General features: G+C 69.7%; 15 protein-coding genes and 1 pseudogene. 9 read left to right on the top strand and 7 right to left on the bottom strand.

Annotated elements, in window-relative coordinates; genetic code table 11:
* Positions 1–548 precede the first annotated feature (548 nt).
* Positions 549–1,022, bottom strand: a complete 474-nt coding sequence (locus ABT130_RS31530) for an SbtR family transcriptional regulator (protein WP_350961505.1) — start codon at positions 1,020–1,022, stop codon at positions 549–551.
* On the opposite strand from ABT130_RS31530, the gene ABT130_RS31525 reads away from it, so the two are divergent.
* Entirely contained in the window at positions 1,015–1,248 is a 234-nt protein-coding gene (locus ABT130_RS31525; RefSeq protein WP_350961502.1) for a hypothetical protein, read from the top strand. The genes ABT130_RS31530 and ABT130_RS31525 overlap by 8 nt on opposite strands.
* A gap of 113 nt (positions 1,249–1,361) precedes the next feature.
* On the opposite strand, the gene ABT130_RS31520 is transcribed toward ABT130_RS31525, so the two are convergent.
* Entirely contained in the window at positions 1,362–2,093 is a 732-nt protein-coding gene (locus ABT130_RS31520) for a TSUP family transporter (RefSeq protein ID WP_350930436.1), read from the bottom strand.
* Positions 2,094–2,397: 304 nt separating this feature from the next.
* Positions 2,398–3,552 carry an RNA-guided endonuclease InsQ/TnpB family protein gene (locus ABT130_RS31515; RefSeq protein ID WP_502992231.1) on the bottom strand — a complete coding sequence of 385 codons (1,155 nt, stop codon included), beginning with the start codon at positions 3,550–3,552 and terminating at the stop codon, positions 2,398–2,400.
* 24 nt (positions 3,553–3,576) lie between these two features.
* Here ABT130_RS31515 and tnpA point away from each other — a divergent pair.
* Positions 3,577–3,999 (top strand): annotated as a pseudogene (tnpA, locus tag ABT130_RS31510) (IS200/IS605 family transposase); the annotation flags it as partial.
* A 506-nt stretch (positions 4,000–4,505) separates the two neighbouring features.
* On the opposite strand, the gene ABT130_RS31505 reads toward tnpA, so the two are convergent.
* Positions 4,506–5,486: a Gfo/Idh/MocA family protein gene (locus ABT130_RS31505; RefSeq protein WP_350961496.1), complete on the bottom strand. Its 981-nt coding sequence runs from the start codon at positions 5,484–5,486 to the stop codon at positions 4,506–4,508.
* Positions 5,487–5,559: 73 nt separating this feature from the next.
* The gene (locus ABT130_RS31500) at positions 5,560–7,143 is read right to left on the bottom strand and encodes a peptide chain release factor 3 (RefSeq protein ID WP_350961493.1); all 1,584 of its coding nucleotides are present in this window, start codon (positions 7,141–7,143) and stop codon (positions 5,560–5,562) included.
* 251 nt (positions 7,144–7,394) lie between these two features.
* On the opposite strand from ABT130_RS31500, the gene ABT130_RS31495 reads away from it, so the two are divergent.
* The 6 genes from ABT130_RS31495 (at position 7,395) to ABT130_RS31470 (ending at position 18,584) form a co-directional block, all read left to right on the top strand.
* Positions 7,395–8,156, top strand: a complete 762-nt coding sequence (locus ABT130_RS31495) for a PP2C family protein-serine/threonine phosphatase (RefSeq protein WP_350928015.1) — start codon at positions 7,395–7,397, stop codon at positions 8,154–8,156.
* Positions 8,157–8,688: 532 nt separating this feature from the next.
* A complete protein-coding gene (locus ABT130_RS31490; RefSeq protein ID WP_350928017.1) occupies positions 8,689–9,297 on the top strand; it encodes a hypothetical protein in 609 nt (202 codons plus the stop codon).
* A gap of 13 nt (positions 9,298–9,310) precedes the next feature.
* On the top strand, positions 9,311–11,422 hold the full coding sequence (locus tag ABT130_RS31485) for a flotillin family protein (protein ID WP_350928019.1): 2,112 nt from the start codon (positions 9,311–9,313) through the stop codon (positions 11,420–11,422).
* Positions 11,419–16,467 (top strand): DNA repair ATPase, encoded by a 5,049-nt coding sequence (locus ABT130_RS31480; RefSeq protein WP_350961490.1) that lies wholly within the window; start codon positions 11,419–11,421, stop codon positions 16,465–16,467. Before ABT130_RS31485 ends, ABT130_RS31480 begins: the two co-directional genes overlap by 4 nt.
* 572 nt (positions 16,468–17,039) lie before the next feature.
* The gene (locus ABT130_RS31475) at positions 17,040–18,104 is read left to right on the top strand and encodes a trypsin-like serine peptidase (protein ID WP_350961488.1); all 1,065 of its coding nucleotides are present in this window, start codon (positions 17,040–17,042) and stop codon (positions 18,102–18,104) included.
* A 117-nt stretch (positions 18,105–18,221) separates the two neighbouring features.
* Positions 18,222–18,584: a DUF488 domain-containing protein gene (locus ABT130_RS31470; protein WP_350961485.1), complete on the top strand. Its 363-nt coding sequence runs from the start codon at positions 18,222–18,224 to the stop codon at positions 18,582–18,584.
* A 121-nt stretch (positions 18,585–18,705) separates the two neighbouring features.
* On the opposite strand, the gene ABT130_RS31465 is transcribed toward ABT130_RS31470, so the two are convergent.
* Both ABT130_RS31465 and ABT130_RS31460 read right to left on the bottom strand, forming a co-directional pair.
* Positions 18,706–19,815, bottom strand: a complete 1,110-nt coding sequence (locus ABT130_RS31465; RefSeq protein ID WP_350961483.1) for a DNA alkylation repair protein — start codon at positions 19,813–19,815, stop codon at positions 18,706–18,708.
* Positions 19,816–20,012: 197 nt separating this feature from the next.
* Complete coding sequence (locus tag ABT130_RS31460) at positions 20,013–20,627, bottom strand: helix-turn-helix domain-containing protein (protein WP_350961480.1); 615 nt, start codon at positions 20,625–20,627, stop codon at positions 20,013–20,015.
* Between the two features lie 114 nt (positions 20,628–20,741).
* Between ABT130_RS31460 and ABT130_RS31455 the strand changes: the two genes are divergently transcribed.
* Positions 20,742–22,397, top strand: coding sequence for an FAD-dependent oxidoreductase (locus ABT130_RS31455; RefSeq protein ID WP_350961477.1), 1,656 nt, complete (start codon positions 20,742–20,744; stop codon positions 22,395–22,397).
* The last annotated feature ends 111 nt before the right edge of the window (positions 22,398–22,508 follow it).

Genomic DNA, 22,508 nt, shown 5'->3' with positions numbered 1-22,508 from the left:
GTTCCGGCCGGCCGTCTCAGTGGCCGTCTGGTGATTTCGGCCTCCGGCCTGCTCGGGTGTGGTGGTTGCGGGCTCTTTTGAAGCCGGCCGGAACACCCGCCCACCTCCGCTGCACGCGCTCTGGCCGTATGTGGTGCGCGCCGTAGTCGCTCACTTTCGGTGGGCCGGGCTACGCGCCGTCGCTGAAGCGTTCCTTTGGAAGCCGTTCAGGGTGGGTCGCCGTAGCTGAAGCGCCCCCGCATGACCCAGCCCAGGGCCGGGGTCCTACCGGTTCGAGGTTGGGGACCGTTCAAGGCTGATCGCCGTAGCTGAAGCGCCCCCGCATGACCCAGCCCAGGGCCGGGGTCCTACCAGTTCGAGGTTGGGGACCGTTCAAGGCTGATCGCCGTAGCTGAAGCGCCCCCGCATGACACCCAGCCCAGGGCCGGGCGCCGTACCCCATCCAGGGCCGGGGGCCTACCGGTTCGAGGTTGGGCGTTGTAGCCAATCCGGGGTTGGGGTCCTATCAGTTCGAGGTTGGGCGTTGTAATCGGTCCGGGCTGGGGCTTTCAGGGGCAGTCGTTCATCGCGGTGCGTGTCTGGGAGGGGGGCATGGGTGGGGTGGGGAGGGGGTGGGCGGCAGTGACGTGTAGGCCGTCGAGGGTCAGGGCGAGGTGCCATCGCCAGACTCCGGGAGCGACGCGGAACGTCGCGCGTACGGTAGCCGCGACTCCCCAGATCACGAACGCCATGTCCTCAAGCGTGACGTCGTCCCGCAGGGCGCCCGACTCCTGGGCGCGCTCGATGATCTGCCGCATCAACGCGTAGCCCGTGTCCGTGCCGGCCGTTCCGCCGCGTATGGCGAGGTCGTTGTAGCCGAGGTCGGCCGCCTGCAGCTCGCACACGCCGGTGATGAACACGACGAACCCCTCCCAGGCGTCGTCCATCGCGAGCGACCACTCGGCCAGCTCCGCGACCGTCACCACCCGGTCCTCGAACACCGCCTCCACCAGCTCGCTGTTCGTGGCGACGGGGATGTTCAAGCCCTTCCGGCAACCGGTACGCGGCCTTGTCCGGCTGATGTCGGCGGTGTTCGCCCAACCGGTGGCCAGGGCCGTACCCCCGATCGCCGCCCTCATCGACCGTCCGCCGGTCGGCCCGCTCACCGCCTACCGGAAGGGCAGGCCCGTCGGGCTCACCGTGGACCGCGATCTGGCCCTGAGATTCGAGCAGACCGTCCACACGATGGCATCGTCATTCCCCGAATGATCCAGACATTCCGGGTTCTCGACCTCCCCACAACCGGCTACCGGCAGCCATTCGACGACGGCCGGTGCTCGTCGCCGAATAGCTGCCGGTAGCCGCCCTGTGCCGGTCAAGGGTCACAGGCTCCACAGCCCCTTACCTATCGTGGTGAACCCGCCCACCAGCGCGAGCAGCAGCACCAGCACCCGGGCCCGTCGCTCCGGCACTCGTTCCGCGAGTGCCTTCCCCAGCACGGCGCCTGCCGCTATCCCAGCCGCGACCAGCAGCCAGAGCGGCACCGTGAGCTTCGGCACGCCCTTGGCCGTAACGGAGAGCGCGTTCACCACCACCCCGTAGAACTGCGCGTTCGGCACGAACTCCCGTACCGTCCAGCCCGCGTTCACCGCATACAGGGAAACCGCCGGACCGCCCACCCCCGCGGAGGAGTTCATGAACCCGCTCGCCGCACCGGCGGCCACCGCACCTCCGGCCCCGCGCAGAGCGGGCACTCGGCTGCCCCACATCACGAGCAGTACGGCCACGCTCACCAGCACCCCCATGCCGACCAGCAGCATCGGTTCGGGCAACCAGGCGGCCACCCAGGCCCCGGCCGGCACGGTGCAGGCGGCCGCGGCGACCAACGGAACCATCGCGGTCAGGCGGACCTCCCGCCAGGTGCCGACCAGCCCGATCGCGCTGATGGCACCGGCCGCGCAGTTCGCCAGCACCACACCCTCGGCCGGGCCGAGAAGCAGCACCAGAGCGGGCACCGCCACAAGCGCGAACCCGATCCCCGCCAACCGCTGCACGGACGCGCCCAGCAGGACGATGCCCCCCAGCAGAAGACCGGCGGTCCAGTCATCCAGCACAGACGCTCCTCGCGGCTTCTCCCCATGAGCGATCCGCACAACACTCACCCACGCGGCAGGCACAATCATGCAGGCCGACGGGAGAGCGGGCAGCAGGTCACTCGAACGGAAAAGCCAGAACATGAACGCCTGCCCCCAAATCAACCCACCTGGAAGCCAAAACCCGCCCCCCAACCCCGGACCGTCACAACGCCCAACCCCGGACCATAAGACCCCCAGCCCTGGACCGGTCACGACACCCCGTCAACTTCTCGGCCGTAAACGACCGAGCTTGCAGCTCCTCGCCGTCGATGGGTTCGACGGTTCAGGCCGCGTCGTCGGCAGCGTGACTCACTGCCCAGCCCGCCACACCGCGCGAGGCGATGTTGCGGGCCGCGTTGACGTCGGCGTGCTCAGCGAAACCGCACGACGTACAGGCGAAGCCGGCCTGGTCGGGCCGGTTCTTCTTGTCCACATGCCCGCAGGCCGAGCAGGCCTGCGAGGTGTAGGCCGGGTCCACGTACACCAGAGCGACACCGGCACGGGCCGCCTTGTAGGCGATGAACCGGCCGAGCTGGTGAAAACTCCACGAATGCAACGTGACCCGCTGGGGCTTGCGGAGCCGTACCCGGTCACGGATGCCCTGGAGATCTTCCAGGGCGATGCCTTGCCCGGTGCGTGCAGCCTCGGTCACGATCTGCTTGGCGATGGTGTGGTTGGTGTTCGCGGCGAACCGGGCCTCGGCCCGGCGGCGCCGTTTCAACAGCCGTTTGGCGGACTTGGTCTGCTTGGCCTGCAGGCGGCGACGCAGCTCGCGGTGGCGGTGGCGGACCGCGTTCAGGCCCTTGCCGCTGTGGCGAACCCCGCCACTGGTGGTCGCGATGTTGGCGATCCCCAGGTCCACCCCCAGGAATCCGTCCGGGGCGGCGACCGGCCGGTCGGGAACGTCGCAGGTGGCGATGAGGAACCACATGCCATCGCGGTACAGCAGGTCCGATTCGCCCTTGCGGTAGGCGGCCAACGTCGTGAGCTGATCGGCCGAGGCGGTGAACGCCACGCTCTTCATTCGCCCGCGCGTGGTCCAGATGCTCACTGTGCGCGCGTCCATCCGCCAGGACAGACAGCGGTCGTCGAACGGCTGGGCCGCGCCGGGGCGAAAGACGATCGGCTTGGCCAAGGCCCGCTCGCGCCGCGCGGAGCCGGGTTTGCCCATATTGCCGTTGCGGAGATTGGCGTGCAACGTGGCGTAGGCGTCGGTGACCTTCTTGATGACATGCTGCGCGGCCTGAGCCGCCAGCCCGTAGGTGTCCTTGATCTGCCCATAGGCGTGCCTGCGCAGGTCGTAATTGCGGAATACCCGCTGGTGGTGGGCGAGTCCCGAGACCCAGGTGGCCGCGTCGTTGACCGCGCGCAGGGTCGCCTCCAGCGCCGCCGCCTGCTCGGGCGTCGGCAGGAGTCTCACCTGCACCACCAGCTTCACATCGCCCAAAATATCGTTTGGTCCATGTCACTGCGGTGGGAACCCAACTTTGACATCCGCCGGGGCCGAACCGTTGTCTACCCGCTGCACGCGCATTCGGTCTTCACACCCAGGTATTAGTGCGGGGTCTTCACCGACGAACTGCTGTGCCGCTGCGAAGACATCATGATCGAGGTGTGCGACAGCTTCGGCGCCCGGCTCGTCGAGTTCAACGGCGAGCACGACCATGTCCACCTGCTCGTCTGCTACCCGCCCAAGGGCGCCTTCTCGACCCTGGTCAATTCCCTCGAGGACGTCTCGGCCCGCCTGCGGGGCAAGGAGTACTCCGCTCACGTCCGCAAGTACCTGTGGGGCGGCCGTTTCCGGTCGCCGTCCCACTTCGCCGCCTCCTGTGGCGGCGCACCCTTGAGCATCATCAAGGAGTACATCGAAAACCAGAAACGCCCGGACCAACGACCAGACGTTCACAACCCCAGGACCGGGGAGCGATTCCTCCCGGGCGTGAACGCCCGGGGTTCCTCGCTAGATAACGCTGAAACGGCAGGACCTCCCGGACCGGCAGGACCCCCAACCTTGGACCGGTTACGGCGCCCGGCCCTGGACTGGGTCATGCGGGGGCGCTTCAGCTACGGCGACCCACCCTGAACGGCTTCCAAAGGAACGCTTCAGCGACGGCGCGTAACCCGGCCCACCGAAAGTGAGCGACTACGGCGCGCACCACGTACGGCCAGAGCGCGTGCAGCGGAGGTGGGCGGGTGTTCCGGCCGGCTTCAAAAAAGCCCGCAACCACCACGCCCGAGCAGGCCGGAGGCCGAAATCACCAGACGGCCACTGAGACGGCCGGCCGGAACACCCGCCCACCGCAGCGGGCACAGCGAACAACCCGCGCAGCACACAGCGCAAAACCCGCACCTGGAGAACCCCCAGGCCCTCGCCGAAAAGCTCCAGATCAGTCATTCACCGGGAAACCGGACACCCACCTGCGCGCGGACCTCATCCAGGATGCCCATCACGTCCAACGTCGCCTGCCACGGCACCAGCGGGCTCTCCAGCAGCCCCTCGCGCAGGCAGCGCATGGCCTCGGCCGCCTCGTGCAGCATGCCGGCCCCCTCGAAGGGGACGTGGAAGGTCTCCGGCTCAGCGCCCATGCGGTGCAGGACGAAGGTGTCGGGACGGAAGAACGGGTTCGGCAGCTCGATCCGGCCGAGCGGACCGGAGATCGACGCGGTGACCGGGCTGCTCGCGGTGATACCGCAGGAGAGCAGGGCGACGGCTCCGCTGTCGTAACCGAGCAGCACGCCGGTGTTCTCGTCCACGCCCTCGGGGGTCAGCCGCGCCCAGGACCGCACCCCGGCGGGGACACCGAGCACGAGGTGGGCGAAGGAGATCGGGTAGACGCCCAGGTCGAGCAGAGCGCCGCCACCCAGCTTCGGGTCGCGGAGCCGGTGGTCGGGCTCGACGGAGACGGAGATCGAGAAGTCGGCGTGCACGGAGTCGACCGGGCCGACGGCCCCGCCCTCGACCAGCTCCACGAGCTTGCGGATGCCCGGGACGCAGCGCATCCACATGGCCTCCATCAGGAACAGGCCCCGCTCCCTCGCGAGGTCGACCAGCCTGGCGGCCTCGGCCCGGTTCAGGGTGAACGCCTTCTCGCACAGTACGGCCTTGCCCGCCTCCAGACAGGTCCGTACCGCGGCGTAGTGGGCGTTCTGGGTGTTGGCCACGTAGATGATGTCCACGTCCGGGTCGGCGGCCAGCTCGGCCCAGCTACCGTGGGCTCGGGGGATGCCGTACCGGTCGGCGAAGGCCCGCGCGGACTCCTCCGACCTCGATCCGACCGCGACCACCTCGGCGTCCGGCAAAAGCTTCAGGTCTTCGGTGAAGGTGGCGGCGATGCCACCGGTCGCCAGGATTCCCCATCTAGTCGCACTCATGGCGACAAATTTCACCACAAATGGCAGGTAAACCAACCGGGTACGGCCGGTCAAAAGGCCGTACCCGAACCGGTCAGCCGCGAGTGTCGGCGAGCAGGGCGTTCAGCACCAGGTCAGGGTGGTCGCGCATGACGCCGCGCATCCGCCACTCGTCGGTGAACAGCGCCAGCAGGACCCCGTCCAGCGAGCGGGTGAAGACCTCCACCCCGCGCTGGCGGGCCAGGATCGGCGCCGACTCGGCGTCGGTGAGCCTGGCGATGCCGAAGTCGAGCCGGTCCATCAGGATCTCGGTGTTGAACTCGGTGGCCATCCGGTGCTTGACCACGTCGAACTGCATCGGACCCACTGCGGCGAGCACCGGCGACTGGTCGCCTCTGACATCGGAGCGGAGCACCTGGACCACGCCCTCGGCGTCGAGCTGCTCGATGCCCTTGCGGAACTGCTTGGAACGGCTGGAGTCGCGGACCCTTGCCGTGGAGAAGTGCTCGGGGGCGAAGCTCGGAATTCGGGGGAACTCGACGGGCGAGCCGTCGTACAGCGTGTCGCCCGGACGCAGGGCGCTGGCGTTCACCAGTCCGACCACGTCTCCGGGGTACGCCTCGTCGATCGTGGCGCGTTCCTGGCCGAAGACCGACTGGGCGTACTTGGTGGCGAACGGGCGGGCGGTGGCCGCGTGGACGAGCACCATGCCGCGCTCGAACCTGCCCGAGCAGACCCGGACGAAGGCGATCCGGTCGCGGTGCGAGGGGTCCATGTTGGCCTGCACCTTGAAGACCAGGCCGGAGAACGGCTCCTCCAGCGGGCGCGGGTCGTCGTCGACGTCCGGCCGGGGCGCGGGAGCGGGAGCGATGTCGACCATGGCGTCCAGCAGGCGGCCGACGCCGAAGTTGGACAGCGCGGCCCCGAACAGCACCGGGGTGGACTCGTGCGCCTCGAAGGTCTTCTGGTCGTGGTCGGCGCCGATCGCGGAGAGCAGGTCGATCTCGTCCTTGGCCCGCTCCCAGTCGCCGCCCAGCTCGATCAGGGCCTGCTCGGCGCTCAGGTCGGTCTCGATGGCCTTGGTGGCACCGCCGGGGGTGCGGGTGTAGCGGACGATCCGGTCGGCGGTGCGGTCGGCCACCCCGTGGAAGAAGCCGCCGGTGCCGATCGGCCAGGTGATCGGCGTGGGCTTCAGACCGGTCTTCTCCTCGATCTCGTCCAGCAGTTCCAGGGCCTCGCGGCCCGGCCGGTCCCACTTGTTGACGAACGTGATGACGGGGATGCGGCGGTGCCGGCACACCTCGAACAGCTTCAGCGTCTGCGGCTCCATGCCCTTGGCCGCGTCGAGCAGCATGACCGCGCAGTCGACGGCGGCCAGCACCCGGTAGGTGTCCTCGGAGAAGTCCGCGTGGCCGGGAGTGTCGACCAGGTTGAACATGTGGCCGCGGTATTCGAACCTGAGCGCGGCGGAGGTGATGGAGATGCCTCGGGCCTTCTCCATCTCCATCCAGTCGGAGGTCACCCCGCGCCGTCCGGACTTGCCGTGCACCGCGCCCGCCTGGCTGATCGCGGAGGCGTGCAGCGCCAGTGCCTCGGTCATGGTCGACTTGCCCGCGTCGGGGTGGCTGATCACCGCGAACGTGCGGCGACGTGCCGCCTCCTGCATGATCGCGGTCATTCCTGATCTCCTAGTGGTGCGTAAAGTGGGGAACTCCGGGCACAGTGCGGGGGCACTGAGGAGGCGCTGAGCGGCCACTGAAACAGCTTACGCGCCACTACCGGTGTCAACAGATGTGGCAACACTTCCCCAGGCCGCTTGCGCCACCATGGTGTTACGTGGATCGTGGAACATCTCGGTTCGCCATAGGCCCATCCCAACTGTCCGAAAGCGGCTCAGCTCGTGCAACTCGACGATCTAGTGATGTGCAGATGATCACGCTGCGCTATACGGCAGGGTCCGACGTCGGCCGGATCCGGCAAGGCAACGAGGACGCCGCCTACGCGGGTGCGCGGCTCCTGGCCGTCGCCGACGGAATGGGCGGTCACGTGGGTGGTGAGGTCGCCAGCTCGGCGGCCATCGCCACCGTGGCGTCCCTGGACCAGGAGTGCCCGGGCGACCTCGCCGCCGCCGCCGAGGCCGGGGTCCGCAAGGCCAACCAGCGTCTGCGCGAGCTGGTCGCCGAAGACCCGTCACTCACCGGCATGGGGACCACTCTGACCCTGATGCTCTGGAACGGCTCGCGCGTCGCCCTGGCCCACATCGGCGACTCCCGCGCCTACCTGCTCCGCAACGGCGATCTCTATCAGATCACCTACGACCACACCCTGGTCCAGACGCTGATGGACGACGGCCGGATCACCGCGGAGGAGGCCGCCCGCCACCCGCACCGGTCGATCCTGCTGCAGGTCCTCGACGGCAACGAGAACCTCGAACTCGACCTCTCCCTGCGGGACGCCGAGGTCGGTGACCGCTACCTGCTCTGTTCCGACGGGCTGTCGGGGGTGGTCGATGCCGAGCGGCTTCGCCAGGTGCTCGCCGAGGTCGACGACCTTCAGGAGGTCACCCGGCAGCTGATCGCGCTCGCCTGCGAGGCGGGAGGACCCGACAACATCACCTGCGTGGTCGCCGACGTGGTCGAGGGGGAGATCACCGACAATCCCGTGGTGGTCGGTTCGGCCGTCCCCTCATAAGCGCTCACAGAGGCCTACAGAGGCTCGCGGAAGCCGCCCGCTCGTGGTCGGTCACCGCTCATGCGGACAGGTCACGACACGCCGGGACGCCCCGGCCGCTGCCCGCTGCCCGGTGAGCCCTGGTCACAGCCGGGGGACAGCGGTTATCGTCGGAAACCCACGTTCCTCGCCGACCCACCTTTCGGAGGGATGCCCCCCGTGTACAAGGAATTCGCCATCGAGGCCGTCGTGTGGCTCATCCCCGTCGTGATTCTCGTCGGTCTCGCCTACATGATCACCCGGCCCGCCTGATCTCTCGGGATCACGCCGAGGACGCGAGGCCACGCCTGCGCTCCTCGGTTTCCTCATGCCCTCGGACGACCCCGCGCCGCCGCGCGCACAGCCCCCGGGAACCCGCAGGTGGAGCAGTTAATACGGATATTTTTCCAATTTGGGAACTATTCCCTTTAACCGATCTTTACCTGTATATAGTCACCAACACGCGCTCGGGGGAGCGCGATCCGGTACGCCAGCAGGGGGACCTCACACGCCAATGGGCCAGTTCGTCGACGCCACGCTGTCTTTTCCGACCGTCCTGTTCACGTTCCTGCTCCTGGTGATCATCGCGTACTGGGTGCTCGTCGTGTTCGGCGTGTTCGGGTTCGACGGTGACGGCGACGGCTCCGAAGCCTCGGGAGCCACCGGCTTCCTGAGCGGTCTGGGACTCGGCGGGGTCCCGGCCGCACTGGTCATCTCGCTGCTGGTCGTCGTCGCCTGGTTCGCGAGCCTCGTGGGCGGCACACTGTTCACCGGCACCCCCGCCCTGGTGGCGGTACTGGTCGCGGCGCTGGTCTGCGCCTGGGCGTGCACGCGCCTCATCGTGCTGCCGCTGCGACGTCTCATCCCGAAGGAGCGCGTCCCCTCCCGCGCCGACTTCGTGGGCCGTGCGTGCGTCATCCGCACAAGCCGGGTCGGCAGTGACTTCGGCCAGGCCGAGGTCACCGCTCCGGACGGCTCCTCCGCTCTCGTTCAAGTGCGTCAGACCGGCGACGACGTCTTCGCCGCCGGAAGCACCGCCCTGATATTCGCCTATGACTCCCCCGGCGAGTTCTTCTGGGTGATGCCGTACGCCGCGGAACTCGACCCTGATCGTCCTATTTAACCGAGGGACCATTTTGGACGTCATCTCCACCGGACTCGGCATTTTCCTCGCCGTCGTCCTCCTCGTCGTCGTCGGCCTGCTCATCATGATCAGCCGCCTGTTCAACAAGGTCGAGCAGGGTAAGGCCCTGATCATCTCAAAGATCAACAAGGTGGACGTCACCTTCACCGGGGCCATCGTGCTGCCCATCTTCCACAAGTCGGAGCTGATGGACATCTCGGTGAAGACCATCGAGATCGCCCGGACCGGCCGTGAGGGCCTGATCTGCCGCGACAACATCCGGGCCGACATCCGCATCACCTTCTTCGTCCGGGTCAACAAGACCGTCGAGGACGTGGTGAAGGTCGCCCAGGCCATCGGCACCGCCCGCGCGAGCGACCAGGAGACGCTGCAGGAGCTGTTCAACGCCAAGTTCTCCGAGGCGCTCAAGACGGTCGGCAAGCAGCTCGACTTCGTGGACCTCTACACCCAGCGTGACCGGTTCCGCGACCAGATCATCCAGGTCATCGGCACCGACCTCAACGGCTACAGCCTTGAGGACGCGGCCATCGACTACCTCGAGCAGACCTCGCTGATGTCCCTCGACCGGAACAACATCCTCGACGCGCAGGGCATCAGGAAGATCACCGAGCTGACCGCCATCGAGCACGTACGGACCAACGAGTTCCAGCGTCGCGAGGAGAAGGAGATCACCCGCCAGAACGTGGACGCGCGGGAGGCCATCCTGGAACTTGAGCGCCGCCAGGCCGACGCGGAGATCAAGCAGAAGCGCGAGGTCGAGACCATGCGTGCCCGCGAGGAGGCGGAGACCGCCAAGGTCCAGGCCGAGGAGCGGCTCAAGGCGCACGCCGCGAATCTCCGTACCGACGAGCAGCTCGGCATCCAGCAGGAGAACCAGGCCCGCGAGATCGCGGTGGCGGCGAAGAACCGTGAGCGGGTCCTCGCCATCGAGACCGAGCGGATCGAGAAGGACCGTCTGCTGGAGGTCATCGCCCGCGAGCGCGAGACCGAGCTGTCGCGCATCTCCAAGGACAAGGAGGTGGAGGGCGAGAAGCGCTCCATCGCCGAGGTGATCCGCGAGCGGATCGTGGTGGAGAAGACCGTCGCCGAGCAGGAGGAGAGCATCAAGCGCCTGCGGGTGGTCGAGGAGGCCGAGCGGACCCGCCAGGCCGTGATCATCCAGGCCGAGGCCGAGGCGCAGGAGAGCCTGGTCAAGGACATCAAGGCGGCCGAGGCCTCCGAGGCGGCGTCCAAGCACCGGGCCCGCGAGGCGCTGGTGCTGGCCGAGTCCCGGCAGCAGGCCGCCGAGCTCGACGCCCGCGCCAAGATCCGTCTGGCCGAGGGCATCCAGGCCGAGACCGCCGCCCCCGGCCTGGCCGAGGTGCAGGTGCGCGAGCGGGACGCCGCGGCGATCGAGAAGGTCGGCCGCGCCGAGGCCTCCGTCGAGCGGGAGAAGGCGCTGGCCGTCGCCGAGGGCGAGCAGGCCAAGGCGCACGCCGTGGCCACCGCGGTGCGCGAGAAGCTGAAGGCGGAGGCCGAGGGCGAGCAGGCCATGGCACTGGCCGCCGCCGCGACGGTCGGCGAGAAGCTCAAGGCCGAGGCCGAGGGTCTCACCGAGAAGGCCGCGGCGATGGCCGCGCTCACCGACGCGACCCGCGCCCACGAGGAGTACCGCCTGCGACTGGAGGCCGAGAAGGAGATCCGCCTCGCCGGGGTGAACGTGCAGCTCAAGATCGCCGAGGCACAGGCCTCCGTGGTCTCCGCCGGCCTGTCCAAGGCCAACATCGACATCGTCGGCGGCGACAGCGTGTTCTTCGACAAGCTGATGAGCTCGATCACCATGGGCAAGGCGGTGGACGGCTTCATGGAGCACTCCGACGTCGCCCGCACGCTGGCCGAGCCCTACCTGAACGGCTCGTCGAGCCTCCCCGCCGACCTGAGCAGGGTCCTCGGCTCGATCGACACCGCCGACGTGCGGAACCTCTCGCTGTCCGCGCTGCTGGTGAAACTGATCAAGGACGGCGGCCCCGACGCCGACCGGCTCCGCGGCCTGCTGAGCGAGGCCCAGGCCGCGGCCACCACCACCGAGGTCCCGGTCGCCGCGCTCAACTCCGCCGGCAAGTGACGTCCTCCACGGCGGAGGCCGTCACCGACGCCCCCGGCGCGGAGGGGGCCGGGCTGGACGCGGGCACCTACGAGGTGCTCCGCGCCCGGCTGGCCGAACAGGCCGCCGAGCTGGCCAGGCGGTCCGACGCGCTCAACGCCGAACGCCTGGCGGTGTTCGGCGGAGCCGAGCTGCGCCTGATCGGCACCGAGCGGATACGCACCGAGAACAACTGCGTGCCGCGCGACATCGTCTCGGTCGGCGGGCTCATGCTCTTCGGCTACAACGTGTTCATCGGGCTGAAGCCGGAGACGGCCGTCGCGGACGTCTTCTCCATGCACACGTTCGTACGGGACACGGCGGACGCGTTCCGGTTCGACCCGGCGCCGATGTTCCGTGACCCGCGCTTCGAGCGGGACTTCGCCGAGCTCTACCGGTACTACCGGGAGACCCGGCTGCTCCAGCTCCGCCGGGTCGAGGGCAAGCTGCTGGCCGTCTTCCAGACCGGCCCGCAGGACACCCGGGTGCTGCGCTGGCAGGTCGGGGTGGACGGCACGCTCACCTACATCGACGACCGGGGGGAGCGCGACCACACGTTCCCGCCCTCGCACGACTTCGAGTGGACCCCCGCCACCCGCGACGACCACGTGCTCGGCCGCCACCCGCACATCTCGATTCAGGGCGAGGTGTTCGTCGAGACCGTCGGCGGCGACCTCACCATCAAGATCGAGAACAACACCGAGTCCGGTGAGGGCATCTACCGCGAGCCCGTCACCGAGCCGCTGCAGAGCCTCGCCGACGCGGAGGTCCAGCACGCCAGGATCGGCCCGCTGATCCTGCTCCGGATCCGGCCGTACAAGGAGCCCGAGTGGCGGTACCTGGTCTTCAACACCCGGACCAAGGGCGTGGTCCGCCTCGACGGCATCGGGCAGGCCTGCCAGCGCTTGCCCGAGGACCAGGGGATCATCTTCCCCGGCGGCTACTACCTGTCCACCGGGGTCAGCAAGACCTTCGACACCGACGTGTCCGAGCTGGAGTTCGAGCGGGTCATCCGCTCCCCCAACGGCGAGGACGTGCTGTACGTCTTCCACGCCCGCGCCGAGGGGCGCTCGCTGCTGCTGCCGTACAACGTGATCCGCAAGCAGGTGGCGAATCCGCTCTCCTGCCACGGCTACTCGCTGTTCGACGACGGCACGCTGGTCGTCTTCAGGGCCACCTCCGAAGAGCCCACCCGCGTCCACCCGATGCAGGTCTGGCAGACGGCGTACCAGTCGGACCTCTACGCCGCCGGCCGCCCGGTCGGCACCGGCCCGCTGGAGCGGATCGGCAACGCGGAGCTGGTCCGGGGCATCTCCGACTGCCTCTCGGTGGCCGGGATGGTCGACGAGATGGCGCCGTCGATCCCGGTCTTCGAGGCGCTGATCGCCTCCTGCGTCCGGGTCTTCGACCACTACCACTGGCTGGGCGAGCACGGGTTGCGCGGCCCGCTCGCCGACGTGCGGGCCACCGCCGAGCAGGTGCTGGACGAGTTCGAGAACGTCCAGTCGCTCACCCGGCAGGCCGCCGAGGCGCTGGAGGCCACCGCCGCCGACATCACCGCGCTGGTACGGCACGCGCGGAGCGAGGCGCCCAGGTCCGCCCAGGGCTGGGTGGACCGGCTCTCGCAGCTGCGCCAGTCGCAGGGGCACCTGGTGACCCTGCGCGAGCTGCGCCACGTCGACGTCGCCAGGATCGACGCGCTCGACGCGGAGCTGGCGGCCGAGCTGGACAGCACCGCGCAGCGCGCCGCGGGTTTCCTGCGCGGCGACGACGCCTTCGCCGGCTACCACGCGGAGGTCGAGTCGCTGGTCTCCGAGGCGGGCGCCATCGCGACCGTGGCCGAGGCCGGGCCGATCGGCGAACGGCTGGAGCGGCAGGCGCGGGGCCTGGAGATCGTGGTCGAGGTGGTCGGCACGCTCGACATCGCCGACGCCACCGTACGGACCGCCATCCTGGAACGGGTCGGCGAGGTGCTCGGCGGCGTCAACCGCGCCCGCGCCACGCTGGACGCCCGGCGCGGGGAGCTGCTGGCCGGTGAGGGCAGGGCCGCCTTCGCCGCCGAGTACGCCCTGCTGGGGCAGGCGATCACCGGGGCGCTGGCGATGTCCGACACCCCCGAGCGCTGCGACGAGCAGCTGGGCCGGCTGATGCTCCAGCTGGAGAACCTGGAGTCGCGCTTCGCCGAGTTCGACGACTTCCTGGGGCAGCTGTCCTCGAAGCGGGAGGACGTCTATGAGGCGTTCTCCTCGCGCCGCCAGGCGCTGCTCGACGAACGGGCCCGCCGCGCCGACCGGCTGGCCGACTCCGCGACCCGGATCCTGTCGAGCGTACGACGCCGCCTGGCCGGGCTGAGGTCACTGGACGAGGTCAACACCTACTTCGGGTCCGACCCGATGGTGCTCAAGCTCAAGAGCGTGGCCGGGGAGCTGCGCGCACTGGGCGACCAGGTCCGCGCCGAGGAGCTCGAAGGCCGGGTCAAGTCCGCCCGCCAGGAGGCGGGCCGCGCCCTGCGCGACCGGCTCGACCTCTACACCGACGGCGGCGAGACCATCCGGCTCGGCCGCCACCTGTTCGCGGTCAACACCCAGCCGGCCGACCTGACCCTGGTCCCGCACGAAGGCCGGATGGCGTTCGCCGTCACCGGGACCGACTACCGTTCCCCGGTGCTTGACGCGGCCTTCGAGGAGACCCGGCCGTTCTGGAACCAGCTGACGGTCTCGGAGTCGCCGGAGGTCTACCGGGGCGAGCACCTGGCCGCCGCCATCCTCGCCGCCGCCGAGTCCGGCACCCTGACCCTGGGCGAGCGGCAGGTCTCCCTGGACGCGCTGCACGAGGCGGCGGTGGCCGACGGGGAACTGCTGGAGATCGTCCGCCGGGTGGCGGAGACCCGCTACGACGAGGGCTACGAGCGGGGCGTCCACGACCACGACGCCACCGCGATCCTGCAGGCGGCGCTCCGCCTGCACGCGGGCGCGGGCCTGCTCCGCTATCCGCCGGCGGCGCGGGCCGCCGCCCAGCTCTTCTGGACCTACGGCACCGACGAGGCCGCCCGCGCGACCTGGACCACCCGGGCGACGTCGCTGGCCCGGGCCCGGACCCTGTTCGGCCAGGTGGAGGCGGTACGGGAGACCCGTGCCGCCCTCGGCTCCGCGATCGCGTCCTTCAGCCGGGGTCTCCACGGCCGGCCGGAGAGCCCGGCGGGCGCGCTCGCCGTGGCCGCCGCGAGCACGTCCGGGGCGCCCCGGGCGACCGGGACCCGCGCACAGGAAGACGATGGCGTCTTCGAACTGGCCGGGGAGTATCTCTTCGAGGAACTGGCGGGCAAGCCGTTCGGGTTCGTGACGAGCGCGGGGGCACGGTCGCTGCTCGACCGGTTCGACCGGGCGCTCGGCCCCGCGCGCCAGGAGTTCGAGGACGACCTGCGAGCGCTCGGCGACGACCTCTCCGGGCGTCACCGCCTGGCTGAGGCATGGCTGTCCGCCTTTGACGTCTCGACGCCGGGCTCCGGGCTGGGCTCGGCATCGGCCTCCGGATCGGCGGAGCTGGTGGAGGCGGTTGCCGTACTGCTCTGCGAGGTGGCGCGGCACGACTCGTCCGCGGCGCTGACCGCCACGGTCGAGGGGCTGCTCGGCGCGCACCCCCGGATCTCCGGGCGCGCGCTCCAGCTGCGGCTGGACGAGTTCCTGGCCAGGACCCGGCACTTCCGCGACCACCGCGTCCCCGCGTACCGCGCCTACCAGAAGCGGCGCAACGAGTTGGTCGCGGCCGAGCGTGAGCGGCTGCGTCTTGAGGAGTTCCAGCCGAAGGTGATGACCGCCTTCGTCCGCAACCAGCTGCTCGACGAGGTCTACCTGCCGCTGATCGGCGACAACCTGGCCAAGCAGCTCGGCGCGGCCGGGGATGCCAAGCGGACCGACCAGATGGGCATGCTGCTGCTCATCTCCCCGCCCGGCTACGGCAAGACCACCCTGATGGAGTACGTGGCCAACCGGCTGGGGCTGATCTTCGTCAAGGTCAACGGCCCTGCCCTGGGCCACCTGGTGACCTCGGTGGACCCGGCGCAGGCACCCGACGCGACGGCACGGCAGGAGATCGAGAAGATCTCCTTCGCGCTGGAGATGGGCAACAACGTGCTGCTCTACCTGGACGACATCCAGCACACCTCCCCGGAGCTGCTGCAGAAGTTCATCTCGCTCTGCGACGGCCAGCGCCGGATGGAGGGTGTCTGGGAGGGCAGGACCCGCACCTACGACCTGCGCGGCAAGCGCTTCGCGGTCTGCATGGCGGGCAACCCGTACACCGAGTCGGGCAAGCGCTTCCGCATCCCCGACATGCTCGCCAACCGCGCCGACGTGTGGAACCTCGGTGACGTGCTGTCCGGCCGGGACGAGCTGTTCGCGCTGAGCTACATCGACAACGCGCTGACCTCCAACCCGGTCCTGTCCCCGCTCTCCACCCGCGACCGCGACGACATCCGCCTGCTGGTACGGCTGGCGCGGGGCGACTCGGGGGTCCGGGCCGACCAGCTCTCCCACCCGTACTCCTCGGTGGAGCTGGAACAGGTCCTCGCGGTGCTCCGCAAGCTGCTCCGGATCCAGAAGGTGGTGCTGGCCAACAACCAGGCGTACATCGCCTCGGCCGCCCAGTCGGACGCCTCGCGGACCGAGCCGCCCTACCAGCTCCAGGGCTCGTACCGGAACATGAACAAGCTCGCGGCCCGGGTCGTCCCGGTGATGAACGACGCCGAACTGGAGGCGGTGATCGACGATCACTACCTCGGCGAGGCCCAGACCCTCACCTCAGGGGCCGAGGCCAACCTGCTCAAACTCGCCGAACTACGCGGCACCCTGACCGCCGAGCAGGCCGCCCGATGGACCGAGGTGAAGACCGCCTACCTCCGCTCCCAGGCCCTCGGCGGCGCCGAGGACGACCCGATGACCCGCGCGGTCGGCGCGGTCGGCCTCCTCGCCGACCGAGTGAGCACCGCCATCGAACACGCCGCCGACCGGCTCTCCCCCGAACCGTGAAACCCGCTCACGGGGACAGGGCGGGAAGGGCCGCAAAAGTGTCCTTCCTGTCTTGCCCCCGTGGCCGGTTCTCCGCTCGACCCGCCCGGGGCGCCGGCGCCGGGCGATCAGGCCGTCAGGCCATCAGGCCGGATTCAAGGGAGTGAAGCCGGCACCGGGCCGTCGAGGTCCTTGGAGTCACGGACCAGGAGACGCTCGGGGGCGGACCGGTCGCCCGCGGCGTAGCGGGTGGTCGCCCGGCCGGGACCTCCAACTGATCCACAAGCTGATCCCCAATACCGCCTCCTAACGTCATCGTCAACCTTCGCTCCTGGAGCGGCGCGACAAGACGGCGCATGCCGGCAAGGGCAGATCCAGGCGCGTGCACGACGACGGAGAGGAAGATCTTGACCAGGTCCAAGGACGATCAGCCGATGGAATGCCGCTCGCCGCGCAGCAGCCGCTTTCCACAATTTCGGAAGAAACGCTCTGATGTCGGGTCGGGCGATGTTATTCATCGGGGGGACGGGGGCGCCTTTTCCTTCGGACACCCCGAAACCGGGACCAGTATCCGGCCGGACGACGATCCGCCGATGAGCCGCAATCTTCTAGTGCTCGGTTTCGGCGTAGCCCTGTTCAGCCTGGTTCTCACCGCCTTACCCGCGCAGGCCGGCACCGGCCCCGTTACGGTCTCCCTTACCTCCGGCACCACCCAGGCTCAGCAGGTGGCGAACTTCTGGCTCGGCGACTCCAGGAAAAACCTGCTCCAGGCCACGCCGTACGGGGTGCAGACCGTGATCTCCGGAAGGAGGCAGACCACCGCGGCGAAGCCCCTGGCCGCAGAGCCCACGGCGGTGGAGCCGGTGGGCCGCGCGCGGAAGGCCGCCGGGCTTTCGGAGAACGTCAACCTGCCCACCACCACGGGCAAGGTGTTCTTCGTCGGCGCGGACGGCCGACCGCACTGGTGCAGCGGCACGTCGATGAACTCGGCCCAGCGCAACCTGGTCCTCACCGCCGCGCACTGCGTGTACGACACCGCCGGCAGCGCCACCACGCTGGCCAACTGGGCTTTCGTCCCCGGCTACACCGACGACGCGCTGCCGTGGGGCCTCTACGTGGGCAAGAGCGCCGTCGCTCACCACGCGTTCGACACCTACACCGACCATGACTACGACTACGCGTTCGCCGTCGTCTACAACGGCGTGTCTCAGCCGCCCACCGGCGGGCTGGCCGACACGGGCAGGCTCGGCGACAACGTCGGCGGACAGGGCATCGCCTGGAACCAGCAGCCCAACCGTACGGTCAACATCTTTGGCTATCCCGCCGGATCCCACCCGGACAACACCGCGCCCTACACCGGCAAAACCCTCGAAAACTCTCAGGGCCTGACGTTCCCTTTCCAACCCATCGATTTCTCCGCCAACAACCTCGTCGGGGCCACCTCCCCCTTCACCGACAAAGGCTCCCTCGGCTCGCCCTGGGTGTCGTCGTACCGGCCGGACCGCGGCCTCGGTTACGTCATCGGCGTCACCATGAGCGTCTCCGACATCGACCTCGACAACCGCTACGACACCGCCGTGTCCTCCACCTTCGACGGTGATGTGTCACCCGTCTACTCCAGCGCCACGCAGCTGTGGTCCGGATCCATAGCCGGTTAGCCGATTCGGCCGGCCACTCGGCCCCGGACCGTCACCGGTCCGGGGCCGAGTGGCATACATCGACGGACCGACTCCACCCGGTGGCTGCCATTACCGCCATCTGGGAATGACCACGGCATGGCTAACGAACCAAAAGTACGGGTGCGCCGGGTCTACGAGGAGCCGGAGGCGCAGGACGGTGCCCGGGTGCTGGTCGATCGGGTCTGGCCGCGCGGGCTGTCCAAGGAAAAGGCGCACCTGCAGGAGTGGTGCAAGGCGGTGGCGCCCTCGACCGAGTTGCGCAAGTGGTACGGCCACGATCCGGCTCGGTTCGAGGAGTTCGGCCGCCGCTACCGGGCCGAGCTGAAGGACCCCGAGCGGGCCACCGCGCTGGAGCACCTGCGAGAGCTGGCGAAGCAGCGAACGCTGACGCTCCTGACCGCGACCAGGCAGGCCGACATCAGCGAGGCCGTGGTCCTCGCCGACCTGCTGCGGAGTTGACCGCGGTGTCCTACGTGAGCTCGGCACCGAGGGGAGCGCGCGGCCGACCGGGTGAGTATCGCCGTCGAGTCCCCCGAACCATGAAGGCCGAGGTCGGCGACCGCCTTACCCCCGTGAGCTGTCAGCCAGGAGCGAGCAGGGTGAAGTCGGTGCGGCCGGAGGCGACTCCGTTGACCTGGAGTTCAACCGCGTGGGTGCCGGGGTGGTAGCGCCTGGTGGTGATCTCGCGGAACGAGTGGTCGCGCGAGAGATCGATGGTGTCGCCGGGTGCGAGGGTCCTGGTAGTGAGCTTGAAGGTCTTGCCGCTCTGGCTCCCGTTCGCTCTCCTGTGGTGAACGATGTAGTCGATTGCGAGCCGCACCGGCTCCTGTCCGGGGTTGGTGACGGAGACGGCGAATCTCAGCGTACCGCCGAACGGTACGGTGGTGCCGGCGAGCTTCGGCCCCACGATCTCGACAACCGTGCCCGGAGTGAACCCCATCAGTTCCAGTGCGCCGGGGTGGCCTTTCTTGATCAGTGTCCGCAGTCCGTGCTGGACGAGCCTCCGCGTGTTGCCGTCCGGATCGGCCAGCCAGGCGGCGGCGGTCTCGATCACCAGGTCGGGCTGCTCCCTGCTGAGGTCGTTGAGATGGTTGGCGACCGAGCGTCGTACGTACTCGCTCTCGTCCCGATACAGGGCGCTGATGATCGGCACGGTCGAGTGGGGATTCGCGAGGATGGCCGGAACCCGCTTGGCCCAGGGCAGGAAAGCCCGGGTCCCCTCGGTCGCGAGGCGGCGGACGTGCTCACTGGGATGAACGGTCCAGTCGATGATCTGTGCCATCGCGCGATCGAGATCGCGTTCCAGCAGCAGGCGGATGGCGAACTCGGAGGTCAGGCGTGGAGTGAGCTCCGCGAGCGCGTCAAGGGCGTCATCGAATGCCTCGCCGCTCCCATCCTCGATCGCCTTGGTGGCAACAGCACTGCTCACCGGCCAGATCAGCCAGCCGCTGAAGGGATGTCCCCCGTTCAGCGCGGCCCGGACGGTGCCCGCGAAGGCCCCGTAGTCTCCGGGCAGGTCCCGCAGCAGGGCGTCACGCAGCAGGTCGGCACGCTCGCGCAAGGACAGGGAGCCGAGTTCGGAGGTCGCCGCCCGAAGTGCCGTGAGCCGGGTGTCCGGCACGACCGCCCCGATCGCCTGGGCCAGTGTGCGGGCGGTGTCGGGTCCGATGAGCTCGTCGGCGAAGGGCATGCGTGTTCTCCAATGGAACGTCGCGGCGGCGTGCCCGCCGCCGCGATGGGGTGCGGAGGTCCCTCCTGCTCATCGCGCGGCCCGGCACGCGGCAGGAGAGGCCAGGTCTTCCCGCGTGCGACGCTCCCGGGAACCGCCGCGAGTCGTAGACATGATGACACGACCGTCTTCGGGGCGGGCGCCCGGCGCCGGTCGGCTCATCTGCCGGAGGGGCGGGCGCGGACGTGCAGGCGTTCGCCCTGGGGGCCGAACAGGCTGAGTGCCTCGGCGGGTTCCGGGCCGGGATTGCTGAAGGCGTGCGGGATGTGGGTGTCGAACTCCGCCACCTCTCCGGGCATCAGGACGATCTCCTTCTCGCCGAGCGACAGGCGCAGCCGCCCGGACAGCACGTAGAGCCACTCGTAGCCCTCGTGGACCCGCTGTTCCGGCCCGCAGGCGGGCCGGCTCATCGGAATGATCATTTTATACGCCTGGAGCCCGCCGGGCCGGCGGGTCAGCGGGACGAACGTCATGCCGTTGTGGGTGATCGGGCGCTGGCGGACGCGCGGGTCGCCGGTCTCCGGCGCGCCGACGAGCTCGTCCAGGGGGAGCTGGTGGGCTCGGGCCAGCAGGAGCATGAGTTCCAGGGTGGGACGGCGCTGACCGGACTCAAGGCGGGACAGGGTGCTGACCGAGATCCCGGTGGCCTCGGAGAGCTGCGACAGGGTCGCGCCGCGCTGCTGGCGCAGTGCCCGCAGGCGCGGGCCTACCGCGTCGATGACCCCGTCGAGGGCTTCGTCTGGGGTGAGAGCATCGTCGTTCATGCCACCCATTTGCCATCCCGGCAAAGGCATTTGTCAAATCTGCCGCCGTGCGCGGATAGTTCAGCGACGAGACGGCCGCCGTGATCCCACTCCGGCCGTACGACGAGCAGAGGAGAGCACGCGGTGGAGGAGAAGTACGACGTGGTGGTCGTCGGTGGCGGCGCGGCCGGGCTCAGCGGGGCCCTGACCCTGAGCCGGGCACGCCGCTCGGTGCTGGTGGTCGACGCCGGTGCCCCGCGCAACGCCCCGGCCGGGCATGTGCACAACTACCTGGGCCGCGAGGGCACACCCCCCGGCGAACTGCTGGCCGCCGGCCGCGCCGAGGTGACCGGTTACGGCGGTGAGATCGTGACCGGCACCGCCACCTCGGCCCATCGGCTGGAGGACGGCGAGGGCTTTCGCGTACTGCTCGCCGACGGCCGGGAGGTGCGGGCCCGGCGGCTGCTGGTGACCACCGGCCTGGTGGACGAGCTGCCCGACGTTCCAGGACTGGCCGAGCGGTGGGGGCGCGACGTCCTGCACTGCCCGTACTGTCACGGCTGGGAGGTCCGCGACCAGGCGATCGGCGTCCTGGCCGACAGCCCGATGGCCGCGCACCAGGCCCTGATGTTCCGGCAGTGGAGCCCGCGGGTGACCCTGTTCCTGCACACCGCCCCCAAACCCACCGATGAGGAGTACGAGCAGCTGGCCGCCCGGGGCGTCACCCTCGTGGAGGGCGAGGTCGCCGCCCTGGAGACGACCGGCGACCGGCTCGGTGGCGTCCGGATGCGCTCGGGAGAGCTCGTCCCCTGCCAGGCCGTGGTGGTCGCGCCGCGCTTCACCGCCCGGGCCGGCGTGCTCGCCTCCCTCGGGCTGGAGCCGGTCGAACAACTGACCGGCGGCCACGTCATCGGCAGCTACGTGCCCGCCGACCCCACCGGGGCCACCTCGGTGCCCGGGGTGTGGGTGGCCGGCAACGTCGCGGACCTGCGCGCCCAGGTGATCGTCTCCGCCGCCTCGGCGCTGAACACCGCCGCGGCCATCAACGCCGACCTCATCGCCGAGGACACCCGCCACGCCGTCGCCGCTCACCGCGGCGGGCCCGAACCCCGCTCCGACCACGCCGAGCGGACGCCCGGCGACCACCACCACGCCCCGGCCGAGAGCACCGCGAACATGTTCAGCGAGCAGGCGTGGGAGGAGCGCTACCGTTCCCGTGACGCGATCTGGAGTGGCCGGCCCAACCCCCAGCTCGTGACCGAAACCACCGACCTGTCACCCGGCACGGCGCTCGACGTCGGTTGCGGCGAGGGGGCCGACGCCCTCTGGCTGGCCGAACGCGGCTGGCGGGTCACCGCGGCGGACTTCGCCACCGTCGCCCTGCGGCGCGGCGCCGAACGCGCCGACGCCCTCGGCGCGGAGGTGGCCGGGCGGATCGACTGGGTACACGCCGACCTGACCAGCTGGGCACCCGATGAGGGCTACTTCAACCTGGTCTCCGCCCATTTCATGCACCTGCCGGGGGAGCAGCGCGAGGCACTGCACACCCGGCTGGCCGCCGCGGTGGCCCCCGGCGGGACTTTGCTCATCGTCGGCCACCACTTCTCGGACCTGGAGACCACGATGCCCCGGCCCAATGTGCCCGACCTGTTCTTCACCGCCGAGGAGATCGCGCACTCCCTCGACCCCGATCTGTGGGACATCCTCGTCACCGACACCAGACCGCGCCTCGCCGACGACCCCGAAGGCCGCCAGGTCACCATCCACGACGCCGTCCTGCGAGCCCGCAGGCGCCCGTGACCTGCCACATCTCCCCCGACTTTGGCGGAGTCGGCGTGCCCGGCTGCCAGGTCGCCGCCGGATGTCGAATACGGTGAGCAGGTGTCGGTCAGCGACCGGGTCGAGCGAGAG

This window comes from Streptosporangium sp. NPDC001681 (assembly GCF_040298085.1).
In the GTDB taxonomy this organism is placed as follows: Bacteria; Actinomycetota; Actinomycetes; order Streptosporangiales; family Streptosporangiaceae; genus Streptosporangium.
Note: the sequence above shows the minus strand (reverse complement) of the source record. Positions and strands in the feature narration are given on the sequence as shown.